Annotated in this window: 25 protein-coding genes; 11 read left to right on the top strand and 14 right to left on the bottom strand. The window is 34.2% G+C overall.

The genetic code is table 11. From position 1 onward, the window contains the following. The first annotated feature begins 69 nt into the window (after window positions 1-69). Window positions 70-1,542, top strand: a complete 1,473-nt coding sequence (gene guaB / locus IE051_RS08815) for an IMP dehydrogenase (protein WP_189360424.1) — start codon at window positions 70-72, stop codon at window positions 1,540-1,542. A 90-nt stretch (window positions 1,543-1,632) separates the two neighbouring features. Here the strand turns inward: guaB and IE051_RS08810 are convergent, their stop codons facing one another. The 4 genes from IE051_RS08810 to IE051_RS08795 all read right to left on the bottom strand — a co-directional run bounded on the left by IE051_RS08810 (window position 1,633) and on the right by IE051_RS08795 (window position 5,476). Continuing rightward, on the bottom strand, window positions 1,633-2,376 hold the full coding sequence (locus IE051_RS08810; RefSeq protein ID WP_189360423.1) for a succinate dehydrogenase/fumarate reductase iron-sulfur subunit: 744 nt from the start codon (window positions 2,374-2,376) through the stop codon (window positions 1,633-1,635). A gap of 6 nt (window positions 2,377-2,382) precedes the next feature. Beyond that, complete coding sequence (locus IE051_RS08805) at window positions 2,383-4,293, bottom strand: fumarate reductase/succinate dehydrogenase flavoprotein subunit (RefSeq protein ID WP_189360422.1); 1,911 nt, start codon at window positions 4,291-4,293, stop codon at window positions 2,383-2,385. 10 nt (window positions 4,294-4,303) lie between these two features. After that, window positions 4,304-4,966 (bottom strand): succinate dehydrogenase cytochrome b subunit, encoded by a 663-nt coding sequence (locus IE051_RS08800; RefSeq protein ID WP_189360421.1) that lies wholly within the window; start codon window positions 4,964-4,966, stop codon window positions 4,304-4,306. A gap of 132 nt (window positions 4,967-5,098) precedes the next feature. Continuing rightward, the gene (locus IE051_RS08795) at window positions 5,099-5,476 is read right to left on the bottom strand and encodes a PH domain-containing protein (protein ID WP_189360420.1); all 378 of its coding nucleotides are present in this window, start codon (window positions 5,474-5,476) and stop codon (window positions 5,099-5,101) included. A gap of 438 nt (window positions 5,477-5,914) precedes the next feature. Here IE051_RS08795 and IE051_RS08790 point away from each other — a divergent pair, with 438 nt between their 5' ends. Then, on the top strand, window positions 5,915-6,877 hold the full coding sequence (locus tag IE051_RS08790) for an SDR family oxidoreductase (RefSeq protein ID WP_189360419.1): 963 nt from the start codon (window positions 5,915-5,917) through the stop codon (window positions 6,875-6,877). Window positions 6,878-7,177: 300 nt separating this feature from the next. On the opposite strand, the gene IE051_RS08785 is transcribed toward IE051_RS08790, so the two are convergent. Continuing rightward, window positions 7,178-7,468, bottom strand: coding sequence for a chaperone modulator CbpM (locus IE051_RS08785; RefSeq protein WP_189360418.1), 291 nt, complete (start codon window positions 7,466-7,468; stop codon window positions 7,178-7,180). Between the two features lie 2 nt (window positions 7,469-7,470). Beyond that, complete coding sequence (locus IE051_RS08780; RefSeq protein ID WP_189360417.1) at window positions 7,471-8,370, bottom strand: DnaJ C-terminal domain-containing protein; 900 nt, start codon at window positions 8,368-8,370, stop codon at window positions 7,471-7,473. Window positions 8,371-9,042: 672 nt separating this feature from the next. Here IE051_RS08780 and IE051_RS08775 point away from each other — a divergent pair. Then, window positions 9,043-9,468 (top strand): DUF2141 domain-containing protein, encoded by a 426-nt coding sequence (locus IE051_RS08775; RefSeq protein ID WP_189360416.1) that lies wholly within the window; start codon window positions 9,043-9,045, stop codon window positions 9,466-9,468. Window positions 9,469-9,593: 125 nt separating this feature from the next. On the opposite strand, the gene IE051_RS08770 is transcribed toward IE051_RS08775, so the two are convergent. Continuing rightward, complete coding sequence (locus tag IE051_RS08770; protein WP_189360415.1) at window positions 9,594-10,655, bottom strand: alpha/beta fold hydrolase; 1,062 nt, start codon at window positions 10,653-10,655, stop codon at window positions 9,594-9,596. A gap of 467 nt (window positions 10,656-11,122) precedes the next feature. Here IE051_RS08770 and IE051_RS08765 point away from each other — a divergent pair, with 467 nt between their 5' ends. Continuing rightward, complete coding sequence (locus IE051_RS08765) at window positions 11,123-11,578, top strand: hypothetical protein (protein ID WP_189360414.1); 456 nt, start codon at window positions 11,123-11,125, stop codon at window positions 11,576-11,578. A 411-nt stretch (window positions 11,579-11,989) separates the two neighbouring features. Next, window positions 11,990-12,418 carry a GNAT family N-acetyltransferase gene (locus IE051_RS08760; protein WP_229796764.1) on the top strand — a complete coding sequence of 143 codons (429 nt, stop codon included), beginning with the start codon at window positions 11,990-11,992 and terminating at the stop codon, window positions 12,416-12,418. A gap of 264 nt (window positions 12,419-12,682) precedes the next feature. Here IE051_RS08760 and IE051_RS08755 read toward each other — a convergent pair whose 3' ends face one another. Then, window positions 12,683-13,330, bottom strand: a complete 648-nt coding sequence (locus IE051_RS08755) for an HAD family hydrolase (RefSeq protein WP_189360413.1) — start codon at window positions 13,328-13,330, stop codon at window positions 12,683-12,685. Window positions 13,331-13,817: 487 nt separating this feature from the next. Between IE051_RS08755 and IE051_RS08750 the strand changes: the two genes are divergently transcribed. Beyond that, a complete protein-coding gene (locus tag IE051_RS08750) occupies window positions 13,818-14,300 on the top strand; it encodes a YybH family protein (protein ID WP_189360412.1) in 483 nt (160 codons plus the stop codon). 85 nt (window positions 14,301-14,385) lie between these two features. Here the strand turns inward: IE051_RS08750 and IE051_RS08745 are convergent, their stop codons facing one another. After that, a complete protein-coding gene (locus tag IE051_RS08745; RefSeq protein ID WP_189360411.1) occupies window positions 14,386-15,486 on the bottom strand; it encodes a hypothetical protein in 1,101 nt (366 codons plus the stop codon). Between the two features lie 358 nt (window positions 15,487-15,844). Between IE051_RS08745 and IE051_RS08740 the strand changes: the two genes are divergently transcribed. Further along, on the top strand, window positions 15,845-16,306 hold the full coding sequence (locus IE051_RS08740) for a hypothetical protein (protein ID WP_189360410.1): 462 nt from the start codon (window positions 15,845-15,847) through the stop codon (window positions 16,304-16,306). 61 nt (window positions 16,307-16,367) lie between these two features. Here IE051_RS08740 and IE051_RS18590 read toward each other — a convergent pair whose 3' ends face one another. The 5 genes from IE051_RS18590 to IE051_RS08715 form a co-directional block, all read right to left on the bottom strand. Beyond that, window positions 16,368-16,697, bottom strand: coding sequence for a hypothetical protein (locus IE051_RS18590; RefSeq protein WP_229796763.1), 330 nt, complete (start codon window positions 16,695-16,697; stop codon window positions 16,368-16,370). Between the two features lie 368 nt (window positions 16,698-17,065). Next, window positions 17,066-17,869 carry a carbonic anhydrase gene (locus IE051_RS08730; RefSeq protein WP_229796762.1) on the bottom strand — a complete coding sequence of 268 codons (804 nt, stop codon included), beginning with the start codon at window positions 17,867-17,869 and terminating at the stop codon, window positions 17,066-17,068. Between the two features lie 96 nt (window positions 17,870-17,965). Continuing rightward, window positions 17,966-20,335 carry a TonB-dependent receptor gene (locus IE051_RS08725; RefSeq protein WP_189360409.1) on the bottom strand — a complete coding sequence of 790 codons (2,370 nt, stop codon included), beginning with the start codon at window positions 20,333-20,335 and terminating at the stop codon, window positions 17,966-17,968. An 80-nt stretch (window positions 20,336-20,415) separates the two neighbouring features. Further along, window positions 20,416-20,778: a TfoX/Sxy family protein gene (locus IE051_RS08720; RefSeq protein WP_189360408.1), complete on the bottom strand. Its 363-nt coding sequence runs from the start codon at window positions 20,776-20,778 to the stop codon at window positions 20,416-20,418. Between the two features lie 4 nt (window positions 20,779-20,782). Beyond that, complete coding sequence (locus IE051_RS08715) at window positions 20,783-21,877, bottom strand: heparan-alpha-glucosaminide N-acetyltransferase domain-containing protein (protein ID WP_229796761.1); 1,095 nt, start codon at window positions 21,875-21,877, stop codon at window positions 20,783-20,785. An 86-nt stretch (window positions 21,878-21,963) separates the two neighbouring features. On the opposite strand from IE051_RS08715, the gene IE051_RS08710 reads away from it, so the two are divergent. From IE051_RS08710 to IE051_RS08695, 4 genes are all read left to right on the top strand, one after another. After that, window positions 21,964-23,328, top strand: a complete 1,365-nt coding sequence (locus IE051_RS08710; RefSeq protein ID WP_189360407.1) for an alanine/glycine:cation symporter family protein — start codon at window positions 21,964-21,966, stop codon at window positions 23,326-23,328. A 136-nt stretch (window positions 23,329-23,464) separates the two neighbouring features. Continuing rightward, entirely contained in the window at window positions 23,465-23,722 is a 258-nt protein-coding gene (locus tag IE051_RS08705; RefSeq protein ID WP_189360406.1) for a DUF4212 domain-containing protein, read from the top strand. A 16-nt stretch (window positions 23,723-23,738) separates the two neighbouring features. Then, window positions 23,739-25,436, top strand: coding sequence for a sodium:solute symporter family protein (locus IE051_RS08700; RefSeq protein WP_189360851.1), 1,698 nt, complete (start codon window positions 23,739-23,741; stop codon window positions 25,434-25,436). A gap of 130 nt (window positions 25,437-25,566) precedes the next feature. Beyond that, window positions 25,567-25,902, top strand: a 336-nt coding sequence (locus tag IE051_RS08695) for an acetyl-coenzyme A synthetase N-terminal domain-containing protein (protein WP_308427712.1), incomplete at its 3' end; no start/stop codon positions are given.

Here is a 25,902-nt window from a genome sequence, read left to right as displayed (position 1 = left end):
ACAGAATTTAAGGATTAAAATCCGTAATTAAATTGTATATTTGCACGCAATTATAAACGTAATTGCAATATGACTGCACATCAAAACAAAATAGTAGGAGAAGGTTTAACCTACGATGACGTTCTATTAGTTCCGGCTTTTTCAGAAGTTTTACCAAGAGAAGTTAGTATTAAAACCAAATTCACCAAAAATATTTCTATTAACGTACCTATTATTTCCGCTGCAATGGATACGGTTACAGAAAGCAAAATGGCTATTGCTATGGCGCAAGAAGGTGGTATTGGTGTGTTACATAAAAATATGACCATTGAGGCGCAGGCCATGAAAGTAAGAAAGGTGAAGCGTGCAGAGAGTGGTATGATTATCGACCCTGTTACTTTACCGCTAACCGCAAAAGTGAAACATGCTAAGAAATACATGTCTGAGTATGGTATTGGTGGTATTCCTATTGTTGATGAAGATGGTACTTTAAAAGGTATAGTGACCAATCGTGACTTACGATTTGAGCATGAAAATAAAAGACCAATTACCGAGGTTATGACTAGTGAAAACCTGGTAACTGCTGCGGTTGGAACTTCATTACAAGACGCAGAAATTATTTTACAAAATCATAAAATAGAAAAGTTATTAATTGTTGATGATACATTTAAATTGTCTGGATTAATAACCTTTAGAGACATAACAAAACTAAGTCAAAAACCAAATGCTAACAAAGACCAGTATGGACGCTTACGAGTAGCTGCTGCTATTGGTGTTACAGGAGATGCTGTTGATCGAGCAGAAGCTTTGGTAAAAGCTGGTGTAGATGCTGTTGTCATTGATACGGCACATGGGCACACAAAAGGTGTGGTTAGTGTTTTAAAAGAAATAAAATCTAAATTCTCTGGTTTAGATGTGATTGTAGGAAATATAGCTACGGGAGCAGCGGCTAAATATTTGGTAGAAGCTGGGGCAGATGCCGTAAAAGTAGGTATAGGTCCAGGATCTATCTGTACTACGCGTGTGGTTGCGGGTGTTGGTTTTCCCCAGTTTTCAGCGGTATTAGAAGTATCTGCAGCAATTAAGGGTACAGGTGTACCGGTTATTGCTGATGGTGGTATTCGCTATACTGGTGATATTCCAAAAGCTATTGCTGCTGGAGCAGATACGGTAATGTTAGGGTCACTTTTGGCAGGAACAAAGGAGTCACCGGGAGAGACTATTATTTACGAGGGTAGAAAATTCAAGTCTTATCGCGGAATGGGATCTGTTGAAGCTATGAAACAAGGGAGTAAAGATCGTTATTTCCAAGATGTTGAGGATGATATAAAGAAATTGGTACCAGAAGGTATTGTTGGACGTGTGCCCTATAAAGGTGATTTATTTGAAAGTATACATCAGTTTATTGGCGGTTTAAGGGCTGGTATGGGATACTGTGGTGCTAAAGATATTGAAACTTTAAAGGAGACAGGGCAGTTTGTTAAGATAACCGCTAGTGGTATTAACGAGAGTCATCCCCATGATGTGACCATCACCAAAGAATCTCCTAATTATTCAAGATAATTTTAGAAAACAATAAAAAAAACCATACATCATATGTGTGGTTTTATTTATAAAATTTGTTCGTCAAAGACTTCATTAATGATGTTTGGCTCATCCCAAAATTTTTGCTTTCATTAATCTAGCATGCATTTCAGCAATATTCACAATTGAAATGTTTTCTGGGCACTCTACTTCGCAGGCCCCTGTGAAGGTACAGCTGCCGAATCCTTCTATGTCCATCTGTGCGGTCATTTCTTCTACCCGTTTATGCTCTTCTGCTTTGCCTTGAGGTAAGTTATTTAAATGATTAATTTTTGCAGAGGTAAATAAGGCTGCAGATGAATTTTTGCAGGTAGCTACGCATGCACCACAACCAATGCATGACGCTGCATCCATAGCGCTTTCTGCCACGGCTTTAGGAATGGGAAGGGCATTTGCCTCAGGTGCAGAACCTGTATTGGTACTGATGAAAGCACCATGTTCAATAATGCGATCAAAAGCACTGCGATCTACAATGAGGTCTTTAATAACCGGAAAGGACTTTGCTCTCCAGGGTTCTACAAATATGGTATCGCCATCATTAAAACTGCGCATATGCAATTGGCATGTAGTAATATTGTTGATGGGGCCATGAGCCCGACCATTAATAAATACGCCGCATTGCCCACAAATACCTTCTCTGCAATCATGCTCAAAAGCGATGACCTCCTCGTTCTTTAGTACGAGCTGTTCATTAAGATGATCCAAAGCTTCTAAGAATGACATTTCCTCAGTCAGGTCATTTACAGTATACTCTTTAATGGCGCCTTTATCTTCAGGACCTTCCTGTCTCCAGATTTTGAATTTTATTTTCATAATATCCTACTTGTAGCTTCGTATTGAAGGTTTAACAAATTCAAAGAATAATTCTTCCTTGTGTAATTTAAAGTTGCCTTTTTCAAATTCCCAGGCAGAAACATAGGAGAAATTTTGATCTTTCCTAACCGCTTCGCCGTCTTCGGTTTGGAATTCTTCTCTAAAATGGGCGCCACATGATTCTTCTCGTTCTAAGGCATCCATACACATCAGAATGCCTAGTTCTATGAAATCAGCCAAGCGTAGGGCCTTTTCTAGTTCTGTATTAAGTTCATCTTTGCCACCTGTAATTTTGACATCAGACCAAAATTGATCCCGTATTGCTTTGATTTGTACGATCGCTTTTTCTAGGCCAGACCTGTTTCTGCTCATAGCACATTCTTGCCACATCACTTTACCAAGTACTCTATGAAAATGGCCTACCGTTTTTGAGCCATTTATCGCTAGTAATTTATCTATATGTTGGGAGGTCTCAAGTTCCGATTTTTCAAACTCAGGATGGGAGGTGTCAGGTCGATCTACTTTCATTTCGGAGGCCAAGTAATTATTGATGGTATTGGGTAGTATAAAATAGCCATCAATACTAGCCTGCAATAATGAATTCGCGCCTAAACGGTTTGCCCCATGATCTGAGAAATTGCACTCTCCTATGGCATATAACCCAGGAATACTTGTCATCAATTCATAGTCTACCCAAAGTCCCCCCATAGAAAAATGAGCGGCAGGAGAAATCTGCATTGGTTCTTTATAGGCATCAATACCGGTGATTTTTTGATACATTGAAAAAAGGTTGCCATAGCGGTCTTTTATGGTTTCTAATCCCAATTTGTCTATGGCAGTTTTAAAATCTAAATAAACGGCGTTGTTTAGTTTACCGCAACCATAACCAGCATCTATGCGCTCTTTTGCCGCACGTGATGCAATATCTCTCGGGGCTAAATTTCCAAAACTTGGGTAGCGCCTTTCTAAATAATAATCACGGTCCTCCTCCGGAATATCATTCGCTTTTCGAGGGTCTCCTTTTTGTTTTGGAACCCATATACGGCCGTCATTACGTAGTGATTCTGACATTAAAGTGAGCTTTGATTGCGCTTCACTTGTTTGCGGTAGGGCGGTTGGGTGTATTTGAGTAAAGCTAGGTGCTGCAAAAAATGCTCCTTTTTTATGGGCTTTCCATATGGCACTTCCATTACAGCCTACGGCTAATGTTGATAATCTAAAGACACGAGAATAGCCACCTGTAGCAAGTACGACCGCATCAGCTGCAAATCGTTTTAATTCACCAGTAACCAAGTCTCTTGTTATAATTCCTTTTGCTTTTCCTTCAATAACAACTAAGTCAAGCATTTCGTGACGTGGATACATTTTGACTTTCTTAGCCCTTACCATTTTGTATAATTGGGAGTAGGCTGCTAACAGTAATTGTTGACCTGTTTGACCTCGTGCGTAAAAAGTACGTTGTACCTGTACCCCACCAAAACTACGATTGACTAAGGTTCCACCATATTCTCTAGCAAAAGGAACGCCTTGTTGCACAAAATGATCGATTAGTGGGGCCGATAATTGTGCTAGTCGATAGGTGTTGGCTTCACGTGATCTAAAATCACCTCCTTTTAAAGTATCATAAAACATACGATAAACACTATCCCCATCATGTTGATAGTTCTTTGCCGCATTAATGCCTCCTTGAGCAGCCACAGAATGCGCCCTTCTGGCAGAATCTTGATAACAAAAGCACTGCACATCATATCCCAATTCAGCGAGGGTAGATGCTGCTCCGGCACCAGCTAATCCTGAGCCAACAACGATGATGTTGAGTTTTTTCTTGTTTGCAGGATTTATTAGTTGAGAATTAAGTTGGTAGTTGGACCATTTATCTTCGAGTTTTCCTTCTGGAATTTTTGAATCTAATGTCATCTTTTTGCAGTTATTTGAAATAAACAATTATTGGTATGAGACCAAAACCAACACTAATTATTAAGGCATAGATTAAGGATACTTTGGCTAAAAGTTCTAAGCCTTTTTTATGATAGAAGCCCAAAGTTTTGAAAGCACTTTTTAACCCATGGTGTAAATGTAAACCCAGAGGAAATGCCAGTAGTGAATAGAAAATCACAAAATAGAAATTCTGAAATAGGCTATACGTTACTTCATAAACGTCTTTATTGCCATGTTTATCTAATAAAACTTCTTCACCCAAACCAAGCTTTATTCTTGCCCAGAAATTTGCTAAATGAACAACAATAAAAAGTAAAATTAGTATTCCAATTAATCCCATATTTTGAGAAGACCAAGTGCTGTTTTCATTAGTACGATTAACAACATATTTTTGAGGTTTAGATTTTCGATTGCTTATTGTTGTTAATAGGGCGTACCACACATGGAGTATAATGGATGCGTATAAAAAATATGAGATCACCTTAATAAAAGTGCTTTCTCTTAATGTCGTGGAGTAGGTGTTGTATAAAACTCTAGCTGTAGCTTCTGGAAATATTAAAAGGCAATTTGCTGAAAGATGAACAATTAAGAACAGGCAGAGAAAAAGACCTGATAGAGCCAAAATTAATTTTCTGATGAATTTTAGATGCATTAAGCCATTAGATTTTAATTCTTAGCCTCTAATTTAGTAAATACATAGCAAAAGAGCATAGGTTTAGAATTCTAAGTGGTGGTAAAAAGCCAATTTAAATAGTGCTATTAATGTAAAAGCTTTGATCACTTTTTACATTATTTTTCCAGCTAAGTATTTCTGTACTTCATAGACGTCAATACTTTTATTAAACTTCTTACTCACTGAAGGTGCGTTTTCACTTGAAACCCAAATTTTTAATTCGGCCTCCAAATCAAATGTTCCGGCTGTTTCTAAGGAGAATCTAGATATGTTTTTATAAGGCAAGGATTTGTATTCAACTTTACTTCCTGTTAAGCCCTGCACGTCAATTAATATCAGTCTTTTATTGGTGAACATAAATGTATCACGCACAAGTTTAAAGCCTAATTCAATATTTTCATGTTCAATTAAAAGACGACCATATTTTTTATTCAACTTTTCAGAAGAAACTTCACTGGCGTTTCCTATTAATTTATTTAAGAGTCCCATAATTAATGTTTCAATTTATTGTGTACTAAGGGGGATTGTTATGTAGCGGTATATTTTATAAAGCTTTGTGTGTTATCTTAATTGAAGGTAAAGAAAAGATATTAACTAAAAAAACCGCTTAACGTTTTGAGATTGTTAAGCGGTTTCTAACTAACCAAACTAACCATATGAAAAAAACTTACTATTATCTTATGTTTAACGAGCTAAGTACTCGAAACGTTATTTTTAAACTAACTACTTATTCTTTTGTTTACCCAAAGATAATGGTATACTCAGAGTTAGATTGTAGCAAAAGTACCCAAGTGACCTTAGTTAACCCTGAAATGACCTTAAACCTAAGTGAACTGTCAATAGAATTTTGAAATAAAGTAGAAACTATGATATTTATTCAATTAATTCATTAATTTTATTTCATACTAACATTAAAATCAATCTTTTATGGAATTATTTGTACGCAGATTTTGTTATTTTATTTTATGTTCTTTGTTTGTTGTGGTTACCAGTTATGCCCAACAATCTGAAACTGAACAAAAGGCTGTTTTGGTCACAGGCGCTAGTAGTGGTATAGGGTTAAAAATTACAGAAGAACTTTCAGCTAAAGGCTATTTTGTTTACGCAGGAGCTAGAAAACAAGCCGATTTAGATAGACTAAATACCATGGATAATGTGCAAGCCATTAAGCTTGATGTCAATAATTGGAGTGAAATCAATGCTGCCGTGGACATTGTTAAAAAAGAGGGTCGAGGACTTTACGGACTAGTTAACAATGCGGGGGTTGCTATTTTTTCCCCTTTAATTGAAGTCAAGGAAGAGGATTTAGATTTTATTTTTAATGTTAATATATATGGACCTTACCGTATAACTAAAGCATTTGCACCTTTAATAATTGAGTCTAAGGGGCGAATTACTACAATAAGTTCAATTTCTGGCATATTAGCCGGGAGGTTTTTTGGTCCTTATAGTATGAGTAAGCATGCCATGGAGGCCTTTACAGATGCATTAGCAGTAGAGATGGAAAAGTTTGATGTTCAAGTTAGTGCCATTGAACCAGGTAATTATAATTCTAAAATAGTTGAATCGTTAGTTAAAAGAATGAAATCAAAAGATATTAGTTTTGAGAATTCCTTATATAAAGAGGAATTTGAGAGTCTAATAACATCATATGGTGCCGATAGAAGTCGATACAAGGATCCAAAGGAAGTTGCTGACGCTGTAGAAAAGGCACTCTTTTCAAGTAACCCTAAGCGCAGATACATGGTTGTTCCTAATGAGAATGAAGCCAACTGGACTATTACTCAAATCCTTCGTGAGATGGTGCAGCTTAATGAAAACCAGGCTTATAAGTATAACAGGGAAGAATTAATAAAAAAGCTTGACAAGATATTGGCCGAAACCGAATAATGTTATTCCAGAAATCTATAGCTTGTTTAAATATAAAGAAAACCGCTCTATCTTGGGGAGGATTGAGCGGTTTCAAACTAACCAAACTAACTATATGAAAAAAACTTTACTTCTTGATTTGTAAATAGCCCGCTATAAATAGTGTGTTTATGCTATTATTTGTTCTTATTTCTATTCAAATATACAGGCTATAGATTGTTTTGTTTGACGGAAATATGTTCAAACGTCAATATCCTTAGGTGAAGCGACCTAAAGTGTTAATCAACTATTTTTAACTAAGAAACTGCTTAAATGCTCTTTTTATTCATAGAGACCGAGCCTTGTTTTTACGAGCTGGAGTTCATTGTTAAGTATTTCTACACGCTCTAATAAATTAAGAACAACATCAATACCTTCAATGTTTACTTGCAATTCCTTATGAATTCGTATAATCTTTTCAAAAGTTGCTAAATTATTTTGATGCAAGCATTGGGTTTTTTCGACATATTGAATCTCAACTAGGCCAGCGTCCTGTAATTGCTTGAAAAATGAGACTTCAATGGTGTAGTGGTTACACAGTGTGCTAATGGGTATAAAATCGTTATCTGCCATGATTATCTTAATTTAGAAAGTTCTTCAAATAGTTCTTGTTCCTTAGTGCTAAGATTTGTTGGGATATCTATTTGATAGCTTATAAATAAATCTCCAAATTGCCCTTCCTTTTTATATTTGGGAAACCCTTTACCTTTTAATTTTACTTGAGCGCCATTTTGCGTTCCCGGTTTCACCTTAAGTTTCACCTTGCCCATAAAGGTATCTTTAATTAATTCACCGCCTAGAACTGCCGTATAAAGATCAAGATTAGCGGTAGTGTGGAGGTTGTCTCCATCACGTTTGAACTTGGTATTATTAAGGATACTAAATTTAATATGTAAATTGCCTTTAGGTCCGCCATTAACTCCTTCACCACCATATCCTTTTATTTTAATTATTTGCCCGTCATGCACGCCGGCGGGAATGGTGAGTCGGATATTTTTGCCATTTATAGTTAAGGTACGTTTATGGGATTCGTAAATATCTTGAATTGACAATTGGAGCTCCGCATTATAGTCTTGACCTCGGTATTGCACATTTTTTTGACCGCCTTGAAAACCAGATCCACCAAACATGGAACTAAAAAAATCAGAGAAATCATCTTCAGTGTTTGAATACTTACCATGACCAGAATATCTGCGTTGATAAGCGCCCTGTTTCTGCTGTTGTTTTTTTGCTGCTTCAAAGGCTTCAGCATGTTGCCAGTCCTTGCCATATTCATCATACTTGGCTCGATTTTCTTTATTACTAAGCACCTCATTGGCCTCGTTAATTTCTTTGAATTTTTTTTCAGCTTCCAAGTCATTGGGATTAACGTCTGGATGATATTTACGCGCCAACTTACGATAGGCTTTTTTGATATCAGTTTCTGAGGCTGTTTTATTAATACCTAGAACTTTGTAATAATCTATATAGGACATAATATGTTTTATTTAATGCAAGTCCTGCTAATTTACAGATTTTGGACTTGGAAGTCAATAGTTTACTTCTAGATGAACGAAATATTATGATGCTATTAGGTGACTTGTTCAGGGTAGAAAACTTTACTAAAAAAAAAGCTCAGTATTTAAGAATACTGAGCAATTTCAAACTAACAAACCAACCAAACTTTCTAAAATTAATCCCTTATTAATTTTAGGCGTTCTTTTTAAATATTTTTACTTTTCTAATCATTTCTTTTTATCATACAGCTAATTTACTACTGATAAGTGGTAAGCAGAGGTAAAATTAGTTGATGCACCTTGAAGTGTAGTTAAAACGCGCTTTACTGTAGATGAATGGTTTTTGACCAGCTAAACGAAACCAGGGAATGGTTGTCTTTTTGACTTAGTTTTGATTAGACAAGGAATTCAATGTGTTGTATGTGAATTGATTAGTTGATTTTTGTGCAACTTAAATGAATTGATTTTACAAAAGTTTACATGGGCAAGTAAAAATTGAAACGCTTTAAAATTGACAAATAAATTCGATGTTATTGCATTAATGCCATGAGTAGAAGTAATGCGTCTTTTTATGAATGCAATATTCAAGTTTATGCCGTTTTACCAATAATTTAATTACTTTTATCCTTGTAGAAAACTACAACAAAAACTATGAATTTATTTATTAAAATTACAGTGTTATTTATGTTTTTAGTAGCACTCAATGAAAAGCAGGAAGCAAAAACTTTTGATATTAAAGTTATAGTTAAAAATGCTGAGAGTGATAAGGGAAAAATGTTTTTTGGATTACATGATAATGAAGATGATTTTTTGAAAAAAGAGGTTAGAGGCGAAATCGAACTAATATCGAAAAATACCAGTAGCACTATTTTTAAAAATGTACCTGTTGGTACATATGCTATTTCTGTTTTTCATGACGAAAATGATAATGGTCAATTGGATACAAATAGTTTTGGTATTCCAAATGAGTCTTACGGCTGTTCTAACAATGCGAGAGGTTTTATGGGGCCTCCAAAATGGAAAAATGCCAAGTTCGAGCTACGAGATAAAAATCTTACTTTAACAATTGACTTATAATAGATTCCAATAGTTATTAGGCGTTGGTCTATATCAATTTAAACTTCTGTTGGTATTTGATGAAGGCTTTCTATTTCACAGGATTGCCATAGCCAAGGAAAATGACATAGAGTCTAACCCTAACTTTAATACTTGGAATAAAAGTTCAAAGTTTCATTGATGGTCTCAATGCGCGGTTCATCTTTTTCTATGAATAACTCGTGATTCGCATTTTCAATTTCATAGGCTAAACAATTTTTACCTAGTTTTTTTGCTTCAGTTATAAACTCTTGATGGGCATAGGGATAGACGATTTTCTCATGTTCTGCCGAAAAAATTATAAACGGGGTTTTAATTTTTTCAATATTACTAAATAGGTATTTAAATTGCTGACAGGATTTATATACCCATTGGTAGGTGGCACCGCCAAGGGCGGCTTGCGGTACTTTAGCAAAAGCGTCAACCATTCTATCATATCGTATTTCTGAAGTTGTTAGCGTATTACCTTCAAACAAGGTTTTATCATCCTTATAAGCCGATTCGCCTATGGCATATTTAGGTTTATCTGTGTTAAGTATTTTTACAATACCACATATGGGCGGCATTAAACCTAACATGGGTGAAGAAAAGGCTGCTGCATCAAAATCATTAGGGAATTGTTCCAAATAGGTCATGCCTATTGCTCCACCCATCGAGTGGGCTAGGAGGTAGATTTTGGAATAGTTATTATGTTTGACATATTGATTATAGAATAACTTCATATCGTCAACATAAAATTGAAACGAGTCAATATAGCCCATTTGTAGATCTTCGGTCATTCTTCCAGATAGACCTTGTCCCCGGTGATCATGAATGTATATGGAATACCCGTTTTTATAAAGATCAAAAATGAGTTCTTTATATTTTATGGCAGCTTCCGTTCTACCAGAGGCTATAACTATAGCTTTTTCCGTATTGGCCTGCTCAAAAATTTTATAGTATATAGGTACATTATCAGCGCCATTGAAAAAACCTGATTTGCCACCTTCATAAAAGCTATCAATCTTTTTACTATACGTACTATTTCTTAAATCTTGTTCTGTTGAAAGGGCATAGGTATTGGGCTGCTCTTTTAAGGTATTGAAATTTCGTTTACACGAAGCTAGTAAAATACTTAAAGCTAAAAAGGTGCATTTGAAATAACTTGATATTACAGTGTTTTGTTTCATATATCATCAAGTTAATGAATTCGTATGGTTTGTGCAAAAGTGATTAGGTTGAGTTAGGACAAAAGAGGTGTAATTATAATAAATGATAACAATACTTTAATAAAAAACCGCTCTGTTTTTTGAGATAACAGAGCGGTTTTTAAACTAACCAAACTAACCATATGAAAAACTTACTATTTTATCTCTTGTGTTATAGAGTTAAGGCTCTCTTTTAAATTGACTTTTTATATTGTGCTTTTTATTTCTATTCAAATATACTCCTGGTTTGAAAGTTATTTTGAGTGAAATAGATTGAAACGACTTAATTACCATGTGAAATGACCTAAAGCATATCTGATATATGAAGTCCAAATTGTTATTGTCATGCATGATTAGTTATTCGAAATTTGTCCATATTCCTATGTGATTATATTGAAATATTTTATTTCGTTTTACTATCTTTATTGACTTAATTAAAACCTTTTATAATGAAGAAATTATTATTACTTGTTAGCTTTCTATTTGTTGGGATTACCAATTATGCACAAACCAATGAATACATTGAAATGGCTAGAGCCATATTAGAAAAAGACACTAAAGAAGCCATTGCTGAAATTGTGGAATTAGATGACTCTCAGAAGGAAGAATTTTGGCTTTTAGTTAATGAATATGAGGATTTTAGTTATTTTGTAAAGGATAAAAGAATTGCCATAATTAAAGAATATGCCGAAAATTATGAGAACTTGACTGATGAGAAAGCTGATGAACTTATAAATCAAGCCTTTGATTTTAAAATGGAAGATTTAAAACTTAAGAAGAAATATTACAAGAAAATGAAGAAGATTATTCCTGCCACTGAAGCCGCAAAATTTATTCAGGCTGTGAATAAAATTGATGATTTGGTTAATGCAGAGCTAGCTACAGAAATTCCATTAATTGAATAGATACAACTAGCATAATTCAAAATAACAAAAGACCTTTATTTATTAAAAAGGTCTTTTTTTTTTTGACTTAAATAAAAAAACCGCTCGGTCTTTGAGGGACGGAGCGGTTTCAACTAACCAAACTAACCATATGAAAAAAACTTTTACTTAAGATCTAATTTTTAAGAGTTTAGCATCTCTGTATAATTTATTATTTCTACTCAAATATACGTTGGGATTCAAAAAGTATGAGATACTTTTCATGCGAAACGGCATTATATTGGTTTGAAGCTGCCCAAAGGGATATTGAATTAATTGACCTTAGTATTTGAATATAAAAAAGTCATTTTAGAATGAGTATTTAATGCTTAAATTAGGTCAGTATTTTGACCTACAGTGAAAAGCATAACAAGAACAGTTAATTTTGTAATTATGGAAATATATAAGCTAACTACGGTAACTGATGATATTGCTCAGTCTTTTGAAAATTTAATTCCTCAATTATCCTCTAGTTGTAAGGTGCCTTCAAAAGAAGATCTTCAAGCTATTGTAAACTCTGAAACATCGGTATTATTTGTCGCTCAAGAGGACAAGCAAATTTTAGGGACATTTACATTAGTATTTAATAAAATACCAACCGGTAATAAAGTATGGGTAGAAGATGTTGTTGTTGATAATGCTGCCAGAGGCAAGGGACTTGGAAAAGCATTAATGTTGTATGCTATTAATTATGTTGCTAAAAAAAATATTAGCAGTATTAATTTAACTTCTAGTCCAGAGCGGGTAGCTGCCAATAAATTATATCAAAAGTTAGGTTTTGTAAAGCGCGAGACAAACGTTTATAGGTTAACCCTTGAATAGGTTTATTGTGCAATGCATATTTTAAGCAAAAAAAACCGCTCTGTCTTTTTGAGATGACAGAGCGGTTTTTAAACTAACCAAACTAACCATATGAAAACCTACTATTTTATCTTGTTTTATAGAGTGAACTTCTCTTTTTAAAAGTAACTATCTGTTTTTTATTCTATTCAAATTTACTTTGCTGAGCACTTTTTTTAGCAACTAAAACAAGTGAAACGACTAAATAACAAATTGAAATAACTTTTTTATAAGTTGAGTCACATGCTATAAAATAGCCATTAGATCCAATGGTTTTTCTAATATATGATTGGCTCCATTTTCAATAAGTTCTTCTTTATTTCTAAAGCCCCAAGACACGCCTACAGCCATCATGTTTGCATTTTTGGCAGTTTTTATATCAATGCCTGTATCGCCAACATAGATGACTTGTTCAGGATCAAGGCCTAATGTGGCACATATTTCAAGAGCAACAATAGGGTTTGGTTTTTTATGAGCTTCAATTTTTAATCCTAAAACAGGATTGAAATAATCTGAAAATAGGGTGGAGACTACTTTTTTTGTTAGTGCGTCTGCTTTGTTAGATAGGATACTCATTTTAAGATCTGTTGACTTTAACGCATCCAATAGTTCTACAATACCATCATACGGTTTTGTTTTATTGGTACATTGGTTTTTATATATGTTCATCATAGCAGTATGGCAGTTCTTAACCTGATTGTCTTGGCGTTCACCTTCTGGTAAGGATTTAATAACCAAACTCTTTACGCCGCTGCCAACAAATGTTTTATAAGTGTCATAGTCATGTGTAGGGAAGTTATATGTTTGAAGTACTGTATTCATTGCATCTGCAATGTCTTCAATTGAATTTACAAGTGTACCATCTAGGTCAAATATTACAGCTTTATAGGTCATCTTAGTAGTATTAAATTGTGTTTTAACTTTGTTTTTACCTTAAATTATTTAAAAGTGAAAAGTATATAAAAAGTAAAACAATACTGTCCTGTTTTTCTTTTTTACTTTACTCAAAAAAACACCACTCAGCCTTTTGAGATTGCTGAGCGGTTTCTAAACTAACCAAACTAACCATATGAAAAATATTTACTCTATCTTATGTTTTACGAGTTAAGTACTCGACATGTTATATAAACTATATTATTTGTTTTTATCTCTATTCAAATTTACATCTCAGATTAGTGTACTTTGAGATAAATAGCTTTGAAACCTCTAAAATATGAGGTGAAACGTCTAAAAGCGCATATGTAATATTCAAATATGACAGAATCCATTAAACTTAGTGTCAAAACATTTAAACATGATATATGAGATAATCTTATAATTGTTGTTTTTGTATTACATTTGATATTAATAAAATATTCAATTACTTTAATAAGCGTTAATTATGAAGAACATGTTTTTAAAAGGCATTGCATGTACAGGTCTACTTTTATTGATGGGATCATGCAATATGGATTCAAAGTCAGCAGCAACGGTAATTGATAAAGACCAAATAAAAAGGGATATTCAAGATCGAGAGAATGAATATGCAGCCATTTATAATAGTGGTGAAATTAAAAAGATAGGGTATTATGCAGATGATGCCATAACCTTTTATCAAAACCATAAGCCTATAAGAAATAAGGCAGAGCGCTTGGAGTTTTTAAAACTAGATTTACAATCAAATAGGAATAAAATATCCTTTACAACCACTGAAGTGTTCCCTTCAAACGATGGATTGCAGGTGTTAGAAATTGGTTATTATACTGTGGTTGATAGCACCAATACAGCCATTAATACGGGTAATTATATGAGTTTTTTCGAAAAAAGAAATGGTCAGTATGTTTGTTTAAGAGACATGAGTGCCTCTGATTTACCTTTAGAATAAAGGTGTAAAGTCTAAATAAAAAAAATAAGGTTCTTTCCATTGAAAGAACCTTATTTTTTTTATTTAGGAGCGTTATTTGAATACATTATCTTCTTCTTCCGCCTCCCATTCTACCACCAAAAGAACGCCCTGCGCTAGAAGATGGGTATGCCCCCATAGACCTAGATGCCGATGATCTATTTGATGTACTAGGTGATGTTGATCTTTGGGTCGTGCTGGGAGCGGTCGACCTATTATTTGTCGCTCTGTTAGATGAGCCTACATTATTTGAAGTACGTCCTGCTTGTGATTTTGCAGTTTGCGTAGAAGCGCGATTACCGTTTGATGCTCGGTTAGAACCTCCTCCGTTTTGAGTAGTTACCGGTTTTGCTCCTCTCTGCCCAGCAGTCTTAAAGTTTCCGTTTTGGATATTATTGTTTACCGTAGTCGAAGCGCGTCTGCTGTTTCTATTATAATTGTTATAGTGGTGGTGATGGTGCACATGAACAGACCTGTGACCATAACCGCCGTGATAATGATGGTGATGATACCAATGGTTATGTCTATAAATAGCAATACTCATGACTGCTATAGGTCGCCAATAAGGTGGGTAAAACCCATAGTAATAAGCGGGGTAATATGGTACATATGCTGGAGAATATACATATTGCACTACAGGAGCTGCTTCAACCACAATAACTTCAGTATTTGCCTCTACATTTACCGTAACTGGTTCTTTACCGGTATATGCCGGATTAGGCGTTACAGATGCAGTAGGCTCTGTGCGCGGTTCTACAACATAATCTTTACCATATAAAGCTTCATCACCAATGATTTGCAAATAAACTTTTCCATCATCATCCTTGGCTACTGAAATAACGGCGACGTCTTGAGTTTCTTTTTCATTGATAGGATCTTGAAGAATAAACAAGAAATTATTGCCATCCTGTTCTGTGACCACTTTGATGAAATCAACATTGCCATCATTATTTAAATCTAAATTAACTATACCATCTGCTGTATTATTTAAAGATTTTTCAAAGTCTTCAATAGTTTTTGATTTCTGAAAAAGGTCTAATACGGCGTAAAGATCTAAATCATCACCAGGCAATCCTAATAAAGGCGTGTCATTCTCAGATTGTGCAAAACAAACCGAACTTAGAGTACTTATGGTAACGAGTAATATTGATAAATATATTTTTTTCATAATCCTTAATTTTAAAATCTATTTAAATGGAAAGGTCGGTTATTCTTTAATTATTTGAACCCAAGTTTGATAGTCAAAAAGAATGCCAAAGTAAGTGACTATTTTGTAAAGATAAAAGAACTTGGGGTATATATGGTTTAGTTCCAAGTTATATTTACTACTCTCTAAATAATGGTTCTTTATAAAAATAGGGCTTAATATTCTTATCAATTTACATTAAATATTCTAGCGGAAAGGCTCTTTAAATGAGCGTATATAAGTGTTTTAAAGTGCCGTTTTTCTTTAAAATAATGTGACTTTTTTTTGTAGTAGGATATTTCCTGAACTATATTTATAAAAAATTATAAAATCCATTTAAATGAAAAAATCACTACTAATTTTTGCTGCACTAATATTGAGTATAGCAAGCTTTGCACAATCAAATGAGTATATTGAATTAACACGTTCAGTGTTAAAAACCGAAACCAAAGCAGCCATTGCTGGCGTTATGAATTTAACCGAAGCTCAAAGTGCTCCATTTTGGGATTTGTATAACGAATTTGAAACTCAGAATTATAATGTTCAAAACAAAAGAATTGCTTTAATTAAGGATTATGCTAAAAATTATGAGAATCTAACTGATGATAAGGCCAATGAATTAGTCAATCAGTATTTTGCATATAAGCAAGAAGATTTAAAGCTAAAAAAGAAATATTACAAAAAAATTAAGAAAGTAGTACCAGCTACTGAGTCAGCTAAATTTTTACAAGCCATTAATAAAATTGATGATTTAATTAATGCTGAATTAGCTTTAGATATTCCGTTAATTAAAACAGAATAAAGAATAATACATAACGGATAAAAAAGACCTTCTTAATTAAGAAGGTCTTTTTTTTATGCTATTATTTTACATTTAATTGGAGCGATTCAAAGCCGTCTGATTGAATTCCAATCAATCCAAATTTGGTTTCCCCTTTTTTAATTACTGATCCATAGATTTTATTATCAAGTAACTCACTTTTAAATTTTTTGTTTGCCGAACTTGCAGCTATCATATTTCCTCCAGCTAAAGCAGGGCCTAGTACAAGACCAATTGGCGTAGAACTTGTATTAGTTGTAAAGCCATTAGAATCGGTACTTGTGGTATAAAAATTAATTGGTGTTAGTGATAAATATAGAAGGTGAGTTGCTGGACTTTGCTTTAACCTTTTATAGGTTTTTTCTGGTTCCATGATATGCATTTCAGTACGGTTGGAAAATGCAAGTGTTACATCCCTTCCAAAGGTTATGTCCTTGTCAGAATTATTGGTTACTTTAATGGCAACAAGCTTTATCCCTTTTTTAATTTCTTTTTTTCGTACTTTTTATGTAACAGGTCATATTTGTATTCTAATGTAATACTATCTGTTTTTTAGGTGGACAAGTAGTTAATGGCTTTAGGTTCAATTAATTTATAACCGGAAGCGCAATTAACTAAAAAACTTGTTAGTATAAACATTATACTAATGCGCAAAATTTTCATAAGATGTATAGGTTAAGTTATTTGGGGTAATTAATATTTGGGCTCAAATATATGTAATAGGTAAGTAAAATACTATATTTAAAAATTGTATTTTACAATGCGTCCATTAAGCGGCTGTTCAATTCTGTAGTTGTTAATTGGCATATTACTTTTTAAAGTGAGTACCTCTTCAACTGATAGAATAAAAGGTTCTTTAAAGACCACCCAATTCACGCTCTCAGTACACGGAGGAGTCGTTAAAGATCCTTTATAGGTATAATAGCTTTTTTTGTCAAGTTGTAAATAAGATAAATCAATTTGCTCATTAATGGTTTTGGTTTCACCATTTTCAAGGGGTAAAAAACTTTGAAAGAACTCAAATAAATCACTCTCAGCGCCCTCTTCTCCTAAGATACCTAAGACGGTATACTTACCACTGGCACTTTGATGTACTAAGTGCATTTCAATGGGATATATAAGTCCATTAATCTTATGCTCTGCAGGCTCATGAAAATGTATTTGTTTTAAATAATAAATATCCTTTTTGTAACGAATAGAATCTATAGATTTAAATGCAAACTTTATGGAATGACCATCGTTTTGAACCTCACTTAGAAATGTATTTGGTGTATAAAACATTTCGAATTTATTACTAATCTTAATAGAATCGGCACTCCTATGAATGATGTTGATAGGCGATTGTAGTTCGCCATCGCAGTCTGAGTTTTTTTCTATTTCAGCCCAATGCCGTGGAGATGTTTCTCCAGAATAGCCCCAATGCTTTTCATCTGTAGCATGTACTTCAGTTTTTTCAATGTTTTTTTTTGGAGAATTAGGCGCCTGAATACAAGCACTTAATAATATAAGTAAAATACTAGGCAATAGCATAGTTTTCATTGTCATGATACCTTGGTTTCTTATGGTTTGTTGGGACAAATTTAAAGAGACTAAAGTTTTAAAAAGCTTACTTTTGTCAGCTTTTTATTGTAGCAGACAAATTTATCGCCTTCTTCCAGAAAACTCCATGGCTTCACCTTTACCAAAACCGTAGCTCACACCAAAAGAAACGAATCGCCCACGTTGGCGGCTATTATAAACAAAAAATTCTGGTTGTATGGTTGTATTTTCAGAAACTCGAGACGCAAAGACATCGCGTACACTCATGTTTAAAATGATTTTTCCTTTGAATACTTTTTTTCTCAAGCCAAGATCTGCAAAATAAATATCGTCAACTTCACCTTGTACGGTAAGGTATTTTGACCTGTAGTCGCCTGACACTTCTAAATCAAACTCAGCAGGTAGTTTAAATTTTGAAGTTATTCTAGTAGACCATCTATTACCTTTAAAATCAAACGAAGTCATTTCAAAATCACCATCCCTATTAAAGTAATTCAAATTAAAATCACCATTTATTGAAAACCAATTTAGGGGAGAATATTTTCCATTTAACTCAATACCTGTAGTTGTGTTACTTCCAACATTTTCAGGCCTGGAGACACTAATGTTGTCTTCAAAATAAGTGATACGCTCAATAACATCAACGGTGTAACGGTTGTATAAACTCCAATTTAAAGAGGCCTTGCCAAATTTATGAATACTAGTGATTTCAAATGAATCTGTATATTCAGGTTGTAAATTGGGGTTACCGGTAGAAATACTATAGTTATTTCGAATATTTGAAAATGGATTAAGTTCTCTTAGTCTTGGTCTTCTTATTCTTCGAGAGTAGCCGGCTTGCAAAGAAAAATTGTCACTAACTTTATAAGAGGTATGTCCGCTCGGGAAAAAATCTGTGTAATTTTTTTTATTTATTTCATTGGTATTCTCCAAGAGGGTTTTTAAATCGGTGTTTTCAGCTCTCAGTCCTAATTTTACACCCCATTTTTCACCTTCAAAAGCGACTGTAGAATACAGGGCTAGAACATTCTGATCTAAGTCAAAAATATTAGTCAAATTAGGATTGTTTACCCATTCGCCATTTTCAAACTCACTTACCGCAAAATCATTAGTAACCCCATTTAATACATATTGAGATCCTGTTTCTAAGGTATATTTGTCTAAAAATGGATGGACATAATCTAATTTGAAAGTATAGTCTTCTAAGGAATAGTCTGTTCGCGTTCTTTGTTGAAAATCTTCAATATCTCCAAAAGTTGTCATGTTCTGAAAAGACGAAGACTGATCTTTACTGAAGGAACTCCCCAAGGCACTAAACAATAAGCTTTGCTCTTTATGTCTTTTGAAATCTTTCTTGTATTGTAGTTCATAACGCAACTTAGGATTAGTAGCCTCGGTAACCTCGGTTCTTGTCCAACGATCTGTTATGGTATTAGACGCATCACTTTGATTGAAATAAGCCAGTGCATTTTGATCTTCAACTTCATAAGCTATAGCTGCCGAAAGTGTTATAATATTATTATCGTTTAAATGATAATCAGTTCCAATGAGTAGGTTTCCAAATTTTTCATCAAACTCACCTTCTCCCGTACTTGTTATGGTAATATTATTTACTAAATCTTTATTGATATACTCAGATTCTGATGGGTAGGTCCGTATGCCAAAACCCATTTGGCTAAATAAATTAAACTTTTCGGTACGCTTATTTAAACTTAAACCAAAACTATTACTATTGGGTACGCCAACATTTAAAGTTGCTGAACCATTTAAGCCTCTTTTTTCAGACTTTTTTATTATGATATTAATGATTCCTGTTGACCCTTCGGCATCATATTTGGCTGAAGGATTTGTAATCACCTCTATTTTTTCGATCATATCCGCCGTTATTGTACCTAATGCATTTCCATCAGCACTAGCTAGAATAGACGGTTTACCATTAATTAATATTTGAACACCTTGGCTGCCTCTCAAACTTATTTCTCCTTCTATATTAACATTAACTGATGGTACATTATTTAATACTTCATAAGCACTAGCGCCTGTAGAACTCAAATCAGCCCCTACATTAAACACGCGTTTGTCTAGCTTAAATTCAAGTTGTGATTTTTCTGCCCGAATGACAACTTCATCCAGTGCTTCATTATCTTCATTGAGAATAACAGTTTTTAAATCAACCGTATTATTCATTATTTTGAAATCTTTAAAACGTCTTGTTTTAAAGCCAATAAAACTTACTTCAATATAGAAATTAGATGCCTCTGTTCTTATTGAAAAAGAACCGTCCTCACTGCTTATCGTTCCGGTGATAGGTTCTTGAGAATCTGAATTTAAGATGGATATAGTAGCGTATTCAATAGCTAAGTTGTTGGTGCTTTCTACAACCTTTCCTTTAATTTCAATGTCCTGATTCTGAGCAGAAACGTAGTTTAAATTGAAAAGTATTATTGTAATAAATAGTAAAGGTTGACGCATATGGGGATTCTGATTAATCGTACTCCGCAAAAATAAGGATAATTACCCCTGAACTATTAGCACTAATTATTAAAGTATTCTTAATTTTTCTTTCTACTTGCCTTTGCCAAAGGGTTAAATGCAATGCATAAATCTAGCCAATAGGATAGGTCTTTTTCGGCGTCAAAACCCTCGGGTGTTATAAAAATATAGCCCTTCATTGGACGGCCTGTAAAATCCATGGGTAGGCAAACAGGTTTTGTAAGTTCATCCAGGTATACATGTTCACCAATTCGAGCCATTAATAAGCTATCACCATATTTTTTGTCAATGTGAATTCCACAAAGCATTTTATTATCTAGTTTAAAACATAAGCCTCCCATCATTTTTAGTTCAGTGAAATGTACTTGTTTTTCATTTAACTGTTGCCGTATTCTATCGGCTAAATACTCGTCATAAGCCATAGTTTTAATTTTTAAATTTGTCTATTGTTTTTCTAATTAAATTATAAACAAAAGTATTGGGCTTGGCATAATGAAAGGCTAGAAAACATACTGTAATCATAAAGAGTATGGCCCCTATTATGGCCTCATAAGGTTCTAACGATTTGTTTAAATAACGCTTCAAACCAAAACCTGTAAAACTTCCGTAAAGCAATATAAAGTGGATGACATAAATAGATAAGGTTTTTTCTCCAATTTTTGAAATTATGGATTGCTTTGAAACCCTTTCTAAGGCATAGAATACCCCGAGTAATAGAAGCACATTTCCGAGCCTAGTGAATAAATAATTATAATTGGCACTTTGTTTTAATAATTCAAAATCCGTTAAACTATAAATTTCTAATAATAACCATGATGAACAAAACATTAGAAAAACGCCCACTATTATAAAGGTAATTACAGTAAGTAATTGAAACCTATGGCGATGTAAATGTCTATAAAAAACAGTTGAAATAAACGCGCCAAAGGCGGCATAGCCAAACCAGGGTAAAATAGTGAAAACAGATCCGTTAGATTTTGTCATGTAATTAGCAATAAATAAAGGTGTGTTTTCCAATGTTAAATCCCTATACAGTGGTTCTGTAATGAAACAAATACATCCAATGCTAAAAAGGACTATAGAAAAAATATAACTGTGTTTTCTAAAAAGGGCGTGCAGCCCTACTAAGAATATGAGCGATAAACCTATACACTGCAGAACATCTATTACCAAAAAGTACGTATTGAAATACCCCGATAACCAACTAAAAATATTAATGCGAAGGCTATACCCAATGCCTATAAGAAGTAGTCCTCTAAACAGCCCTTTTTTCATCCTTTGATGGTCATTACCCTTTTCAAATGCTCTAAGTAAAAGGTATATAAATACGAGCCCTGATATTGTAAAAAAGACTGGAGCCGTAATACCTCTAAAATAGGTCCAAATAGCGTAGGCCGTATTTGAGTTGTCTCTATATATGGGGTCTAATAAGGTGTCAATAAAATGACCTTGAAGCATCATTAAAATGGCGAAAGCTCGAACAGCATCTATAAAATATAAACGATTAGATTTAGGCATCATTAGTTTTAAGAAGGCTAAATATACTTTTAATTAATTGAAACATAATGTAAGTAAAATGATATATTTATAATTTTATGAGCTAATAGATGGAACATTTTATAAAAACTTTTGCTGATTATGCATGGGGACTTCCCTTAGTAGTTTTATTGATTGGAGGGGGTGTTTATCTTTTAATATTGTCAAAATTTTTGCCGTTTCGTTATTTTGGTCATGCACTTGAAATATTAAGGGGCAAGTATGATGACCCCAATGATCCTGGACAAATATCACACTTCAAAGCATTGACAACCGCTTTATCATCTACTATTGGTATGGGTAATGTCGCGGGGGTAGCTGTGGCTATTTCGGTAGGAGGTCCTGGGGCCATGTTTTGGATGTGGGTTAGTGCTATTGTAGGGATGTCTACCAAGTTTTTTACCTCTACCTTGGCCATTATGTATCGTGGAAAAGATAGTACTGGAACATTACAAGGCGGACCAATGTATTTCATTGTTGAAGGGTTAGGGGCATCCTGGAAACCTTTAGCCATTATGTTTAGTTTATTTGGGATGCTTGGGGCGCTGCCTGTTGTAAATGTTAACCAACTCACCCAGGCTATAAACGATATTGTTTTACTTCCAAACGACGTTGAGGTAGGGCTAAAATCAAATCTAATTTTAGCAGTCGTTTTGGTTTTGTTGACCTCAATTATTATTGCAGGCGGACTGCGGCGCATTAGCACTGCAACTTCTAAATTGGTGCCATTTATGGTCTTGTTGTATTTTGGTTTGGTGTTGATAATATTAATTTCTAATTATGATCTAGTACCCAAATATTTTGTTTTGATTTTTACGGATGCGTTTTCCGCAAATTTTTATAATGGTGACGCCTTTATGGGCGGCGTATTAGGTGCTTTAATTTTATTAGGGATTAGACGGGGTGCTTTCTCTAACGAAGCTGGAATTGGTACCGCTCCTATGGCACATGGCGCTGCAAAAACAGATGAGCCTGTTAGAGAAGGTTTGATTGCCATGCTAGGTCCTGCTATTGATACTTTAGTGGTATGTACACTTACAGCATTGGCTATTTTAGTTACTGGTGTTTGGGAAACAACATCTAATAATGGGGTAAGTTTAACAGCAGCAGCTTTTAATAAGGTCATGCCCAACTATGGAAGCTATTTATTAATGGTTTGCGTGTTAATCTTTAGTGTTTCTTCTTTGTTTTCATATGCTTATTATGGTTCAAAATGTATGTCTTTTCTGTTTGGAGATCGAAAAAAGCATTATTATAATTTCATATACATAGGTAGTATAGTGATTGCTGCGACATCACCGTTTAGTGCCATGCTTAATTTAATTGATGGTGTTTTTGCTCTAATGGCTATTCCAACTATGTTAGCAACACTTATATTGGCGCCAAAGGTTGTACTAGAAATGAAAGCGTATTTTATTAAAATTAAAGAAAACTGAATTTGTGAAGCTTCCTAGTTTTAACGCATTTGAAAAACATTTTGTTACTAAAAGAGGTTCTGAAATTTGAATAGGATTATTTTTATAAATTACAATGCAATTAACAAACTAAACCAATGCTAATTAAACTAAAATTATGACCAACAAAAAGAAAGCAAAAGCCTATTGGAAAGAAAATATCAGATATGTACTCATATTATTATCAATATGGTTCCTAGTATCTTTTGGAGCTGGAATAGTATTTAAAGACGCGCTCAACACTTTTAAATTAGGAGGGTTCAAACTAGGGTTCTGGTTTGCACAACAAGGTTCTATGTATGTTTTTGTAGTACTCATTTTTGTTTATGTACGTTTAATGAATAAACTAGATAAAAAATATGGTTATGATGTATAGTTTATTTGTTAGCGGTATAGGTGTGCAAAATTGGACCTATATCTTAGTAGGTATAACCTTTGCTTTGTATATAGGAATAGCCATTTGGTCTAGGGCAGGGTCTACTAAAGAGTTTTATGTTGCAGGAGGCGGTGTGTCACCCTTAGCAAATGGTATGGCTACAGCCGCTGATTGGATGAGTGCTGCATCATTTATTTCAATGGCCGGAATTATCTCGTTTGCCGGATATGATGGCGCAGTATATTTAATGGGATGGACTGGAGGTTATGTCCTATTGGCTCTATTATTGGCCCCTTATTTAAGAAAGTTTGGAAAATTTACTGTGCCCGACTTTATAGGCGATAGATATTATTCAAAAACAGCACGAATAGTAGCGGTGTTCTGCGCCTTACTCGTTTCCTTTACATATGTGGCAGGGCAAATGCGCGGGGTAGGTATTGTGTTTTCCCGTTTTCTTGAAGTTGATATTAATACTGGCGTTATTATAGGTATGTTAATTGTTTTGTTTTATGCCGTATTAGGTGGGATGAAGGGTATAACATATACGCAAGTAGCCCAATATTGCGTGCTTATTTTTGCTTTTATGGTGCCGGCTATTTTTATATCCATTCAAATGACTGGAAATCCTATTCCGCAATTGGGGTTTGGAGGAGAACTAGTGGATGGGTCTGGGACTTATTTATTGGATAAATTAGATGGACTGAGTACAGAATTAGGTTTTGCTGAATATACTGAGGGCTCTAAATCATTGATTGATGTCTTTGCTATTACCTTAGCCCTAATGGTTGGTACCGCAGGACTTCCGCATGTCATTGTGCGTTTTTTTACGGTTAAGCGTGTTAAGGATGCTCGAAAATCAGCAGGCATTGCTTTACTATTAATAGTACTATTGTATTCTACGGCACCAGCAGTAGCTGTTTTTGCTAGAACCAATATGATTGAAACGGTTTCCAATCAACCTTATGATAAGGTGCCAGAATGGTTTAAAAAATGGGAAACAACAGGGTTGATAGCTTTTAACGACAAGAACAATGATGGTTTGATTCAATATGTAGCCGATAAACAAAATAACGAATTAGTAGTAGATCGGGATATTATGGTTTTAGCGAATCCTGAGATTGCGAACTTACCAGATTGGGTTATAGCCCTAGTGGCTGCAGGAGGCTTGGCAGCAGCGTTATCAACTGCAGCAGGCCTGTTATTAGTGATTTCGGCGTCAGTATCTCATGATTTAATAAAGAAAATTATCAATCCAAAGATTTCAGAAAAAGGAGAATTAATCGCAGCGCGTTTGTCTGCTGTTGGAGCTGTATGTGTTGCAGGGTATTTTGGGATTAACCCACCAGGTTTTGTTGCGGCAGTAGTCGCTTTGGCATTTGGATTGGCTGCCGCGTCTTTTTTTCCGGCTATTATTTTAGGTATTTTTTATAAAAAAATGAATAAGGAAGGTGCTATTGCAGGAATGGTTATTGGTACCATAACTATGTTATTGTATATGATAAAATATAAATTAGGTTGGTTTGATGCGGTAGTACCAGATAAAAGTGAATGGTGGTTTGGTATTTCACCTGAAGGTTTCGGGGCAATTGCTATGATGCTTAATTTTATAGTATCTATAATAATTATGAAGTTTACACCAGAGCCTCCCGAGGATGTGCAAGACATTGTTGAGAATATTAGAATTCCAAGTGGCGCCGGCCAAGCAACCCATTAATCTCTAGAATGCTTTTTTCTGTAGATAATCTGATGTTGTTTGTAGAAAAAAGTAGAACAACTAACCATAATTTTGTTATTTTAGAACACCACAAAATTGAATTAAACTATTAAGATCTTAAAAGAAAATAATGAGTAACTACCACATAAAACATCTGGAAGAATATTATCAAGTATATCGTAAATCTGTGAGGGAACCTGAAAATTTTTGGGAAGAAATTGCTGAGGAACATTTTATGTGGCAACGTAAATGGGATAAAGTCTTAAGTTGGGATTTTTCTAAGCCAGAGGTAAAATGGTTTGAGGGAGCTCAATTAAATATTACTGAAAATTGTATAGATAGACATTTAGCTACACGAGGTGATAAAACGGCCATTCTTTTTGAACCGAATAACCCTGAAGATCCAGCTGAGCACATTACCTATAAACAACTTCATGAACGTGTTAATAAATTTGCAAACGTTTTA

Origin of the sequence: Algibacter mikhailovii, from assembly GCF_014651495.1 — a bacterium.
GTDB classification, from domain to species: Bacteria; Bacteroidota; Bacteroidia; order Flavobacteriales; family Flavobacteriaceae; genus Algibacter_E; species Algibacter_E mikhailovii.
The sequence above is the reverse complement of the archived record's forward strand: the minus strand, read 5'-3'. Positions and strand labels throughout refer to the sequence as shown.

Excerpts from the sequence above, each read along its gene's own strand:
- IE051_RS08810 (WP_189360423.1), bottom strand. The coding sequence starts at position 2,376 with ATGAAAATAAAATTCAAAATCTGGAGACAGGAAGGTCCTGAAGATAAA.
- IE051_RS08750 (WP_189360412.1), top strand. The coding sequence starts at position 13,818 with ATGAAGAACATGTTTTTAAAAGGCATTGCATGTACAGGTCTACTTTTA.
- IE051_RS08755 (WP_189360413.1), bottom strand. The coding sequence starts at position 13,330 with ATGACCTATAAAGCTGTAATATTTGACCTAGATGGTACACTTGTAAAT.
- IE051_RS08805 (WP_189360422.1), bottom strand. The coding sequence starts at position 4,293 with ATGACATTAGATTCAAAAATTCCAGAAGGAAAACTCGAAGATAAATGG.
- IE051_RS08745 (WP_189360411.1), bottom strand. The coding sequence starts at position 15,486 with ATGAAAAAAATATATTTATCAATATTACTCGTTACCATAAGTACTCTA.
- IE051_RS08765 (WP_189360414.1), top strand. The coding sequence starts at position 11,123 with ATGAAGAAATTATTATTACTTGTTAGCTTTCTATTTGTTGGGATTACC.
- IE051_RS08715 (WP_229796761.1), bottom strand. The coding sequence starts at position 21,877 with ATGATGCCTAAATCTAATCGTTTATATTTTATAGATGCTGTTCGAGCT.
- IE051_RS08770 (WP_189360415.1), bottom strand. The coding sequence starts at position 10,655 with ATGAAACAAAACACTGTAATATCAAGTTATTTCAAATGCACCTTTTTA.
- IE051_RS08775 (WP_189360416.1), top strand. The coding sequence starts at position 9,043 with ATGAATTTATTTATTAAAATTACAGTGTTATTTATGTTTTTAGTAGCA.
- IE051_RS08740 (WP_189360410.1), top strand. The coding sequence starts at position 15,845 with ATGAAAAAATCACTACTAATTTTTGCTGCACTAATATTGAGTATAGCA.
- IE051_RS08760 (WP_229796764.1), top strand. The coding sequence starts at position 11,990 with ATGGAAATATATAAGCTAACTACGGTAACTGATGATATTGCTCAGTCT.
- IE051_RS08720 (WP_189360408.1), bottom strand. The coding sequence starts at position 20,778 with ATGGCTTATGACGAGTATTTAGCCGATAGAATACGGCAACAGTTAAAT.
- IE051_RS08705 (WP_189360406.1), top strand. The coding sequence starts at position 23,465 with ATGACCAACAAAAAGAAAGCAAAAGCCTATTGGAAAGAAAATATCAGA.
- IE051_RS08790 (WP_189360419.1), top strand. The coding sequence starts at position 5,915 with ATGGAATTATTTGTACGCAGATTTTGTTATTTTATTTTATGTTCTTTG.
- guaB (WP_189360424.1), top strand. The coding sequence starts at position 70 with ATGACTGCACATCAAAACAAAATAGTAGGAGAAGGTTTAACCTACGAT.
- IE051_RS08725 (WP_189360409.1), bottom strand. The coding sequence starts at position 20,335 with ATGCGTCAACCTTTACTATTTATTACAATAATACTTTTCAATTTAAAC.
- IE051_RS08780 (WP_189360417.1), bottom strand. The coding sequence starts at position 8,370 with ATGTCCTATATAGATTATTACAAAGTTCTAGGTATTAATAAAACAGCC.
- IE051_RS18590 (WP_229796763.1), bottom strand. The coding sequence starts at position 16,697 with ATGGAACCAGAAAAAACCTATAAAAGGTTAAAGCAAAGTCCAGCAACT.
- IE051_RS08710 (WP_189360407.1), top strand. The coding sequence starts at position 21,964 with ATGGAACATTTTATAAAAACTTTTGCTGATTATGCATGGGGACTTCCC.
- IE051_RS08730 (WP_229796762.1), bottom strand. The coding sequence starts at position 17,869 with ATGACAATGAAAACTATGCTATTGCCTAGTATTTTACTTATATTATTA.
- IE051_RS08795 (WP_189360420.1), bottom strand. The coding sequence starts at position 5,476 with ATGGGACTCTTAAATAAATTAATAGGAAACGCCAGTGAAGTTTCTTCT.
- IE051_RS08800 (WP_189360421.1), bottom strand. The coding sequence starts at position 4,966 with ATGCATCTAAAATTCATCAGAAAATTAATTTTGGCTCTATCAGGTCTT.
- IE051_RS08785 (WP_189360418.1), bottom strand. The coding sequence starts at position 7,468 with ATGGCAGATAACGATTTTATACCCATTAGCACACTGTGTAACCACTAC.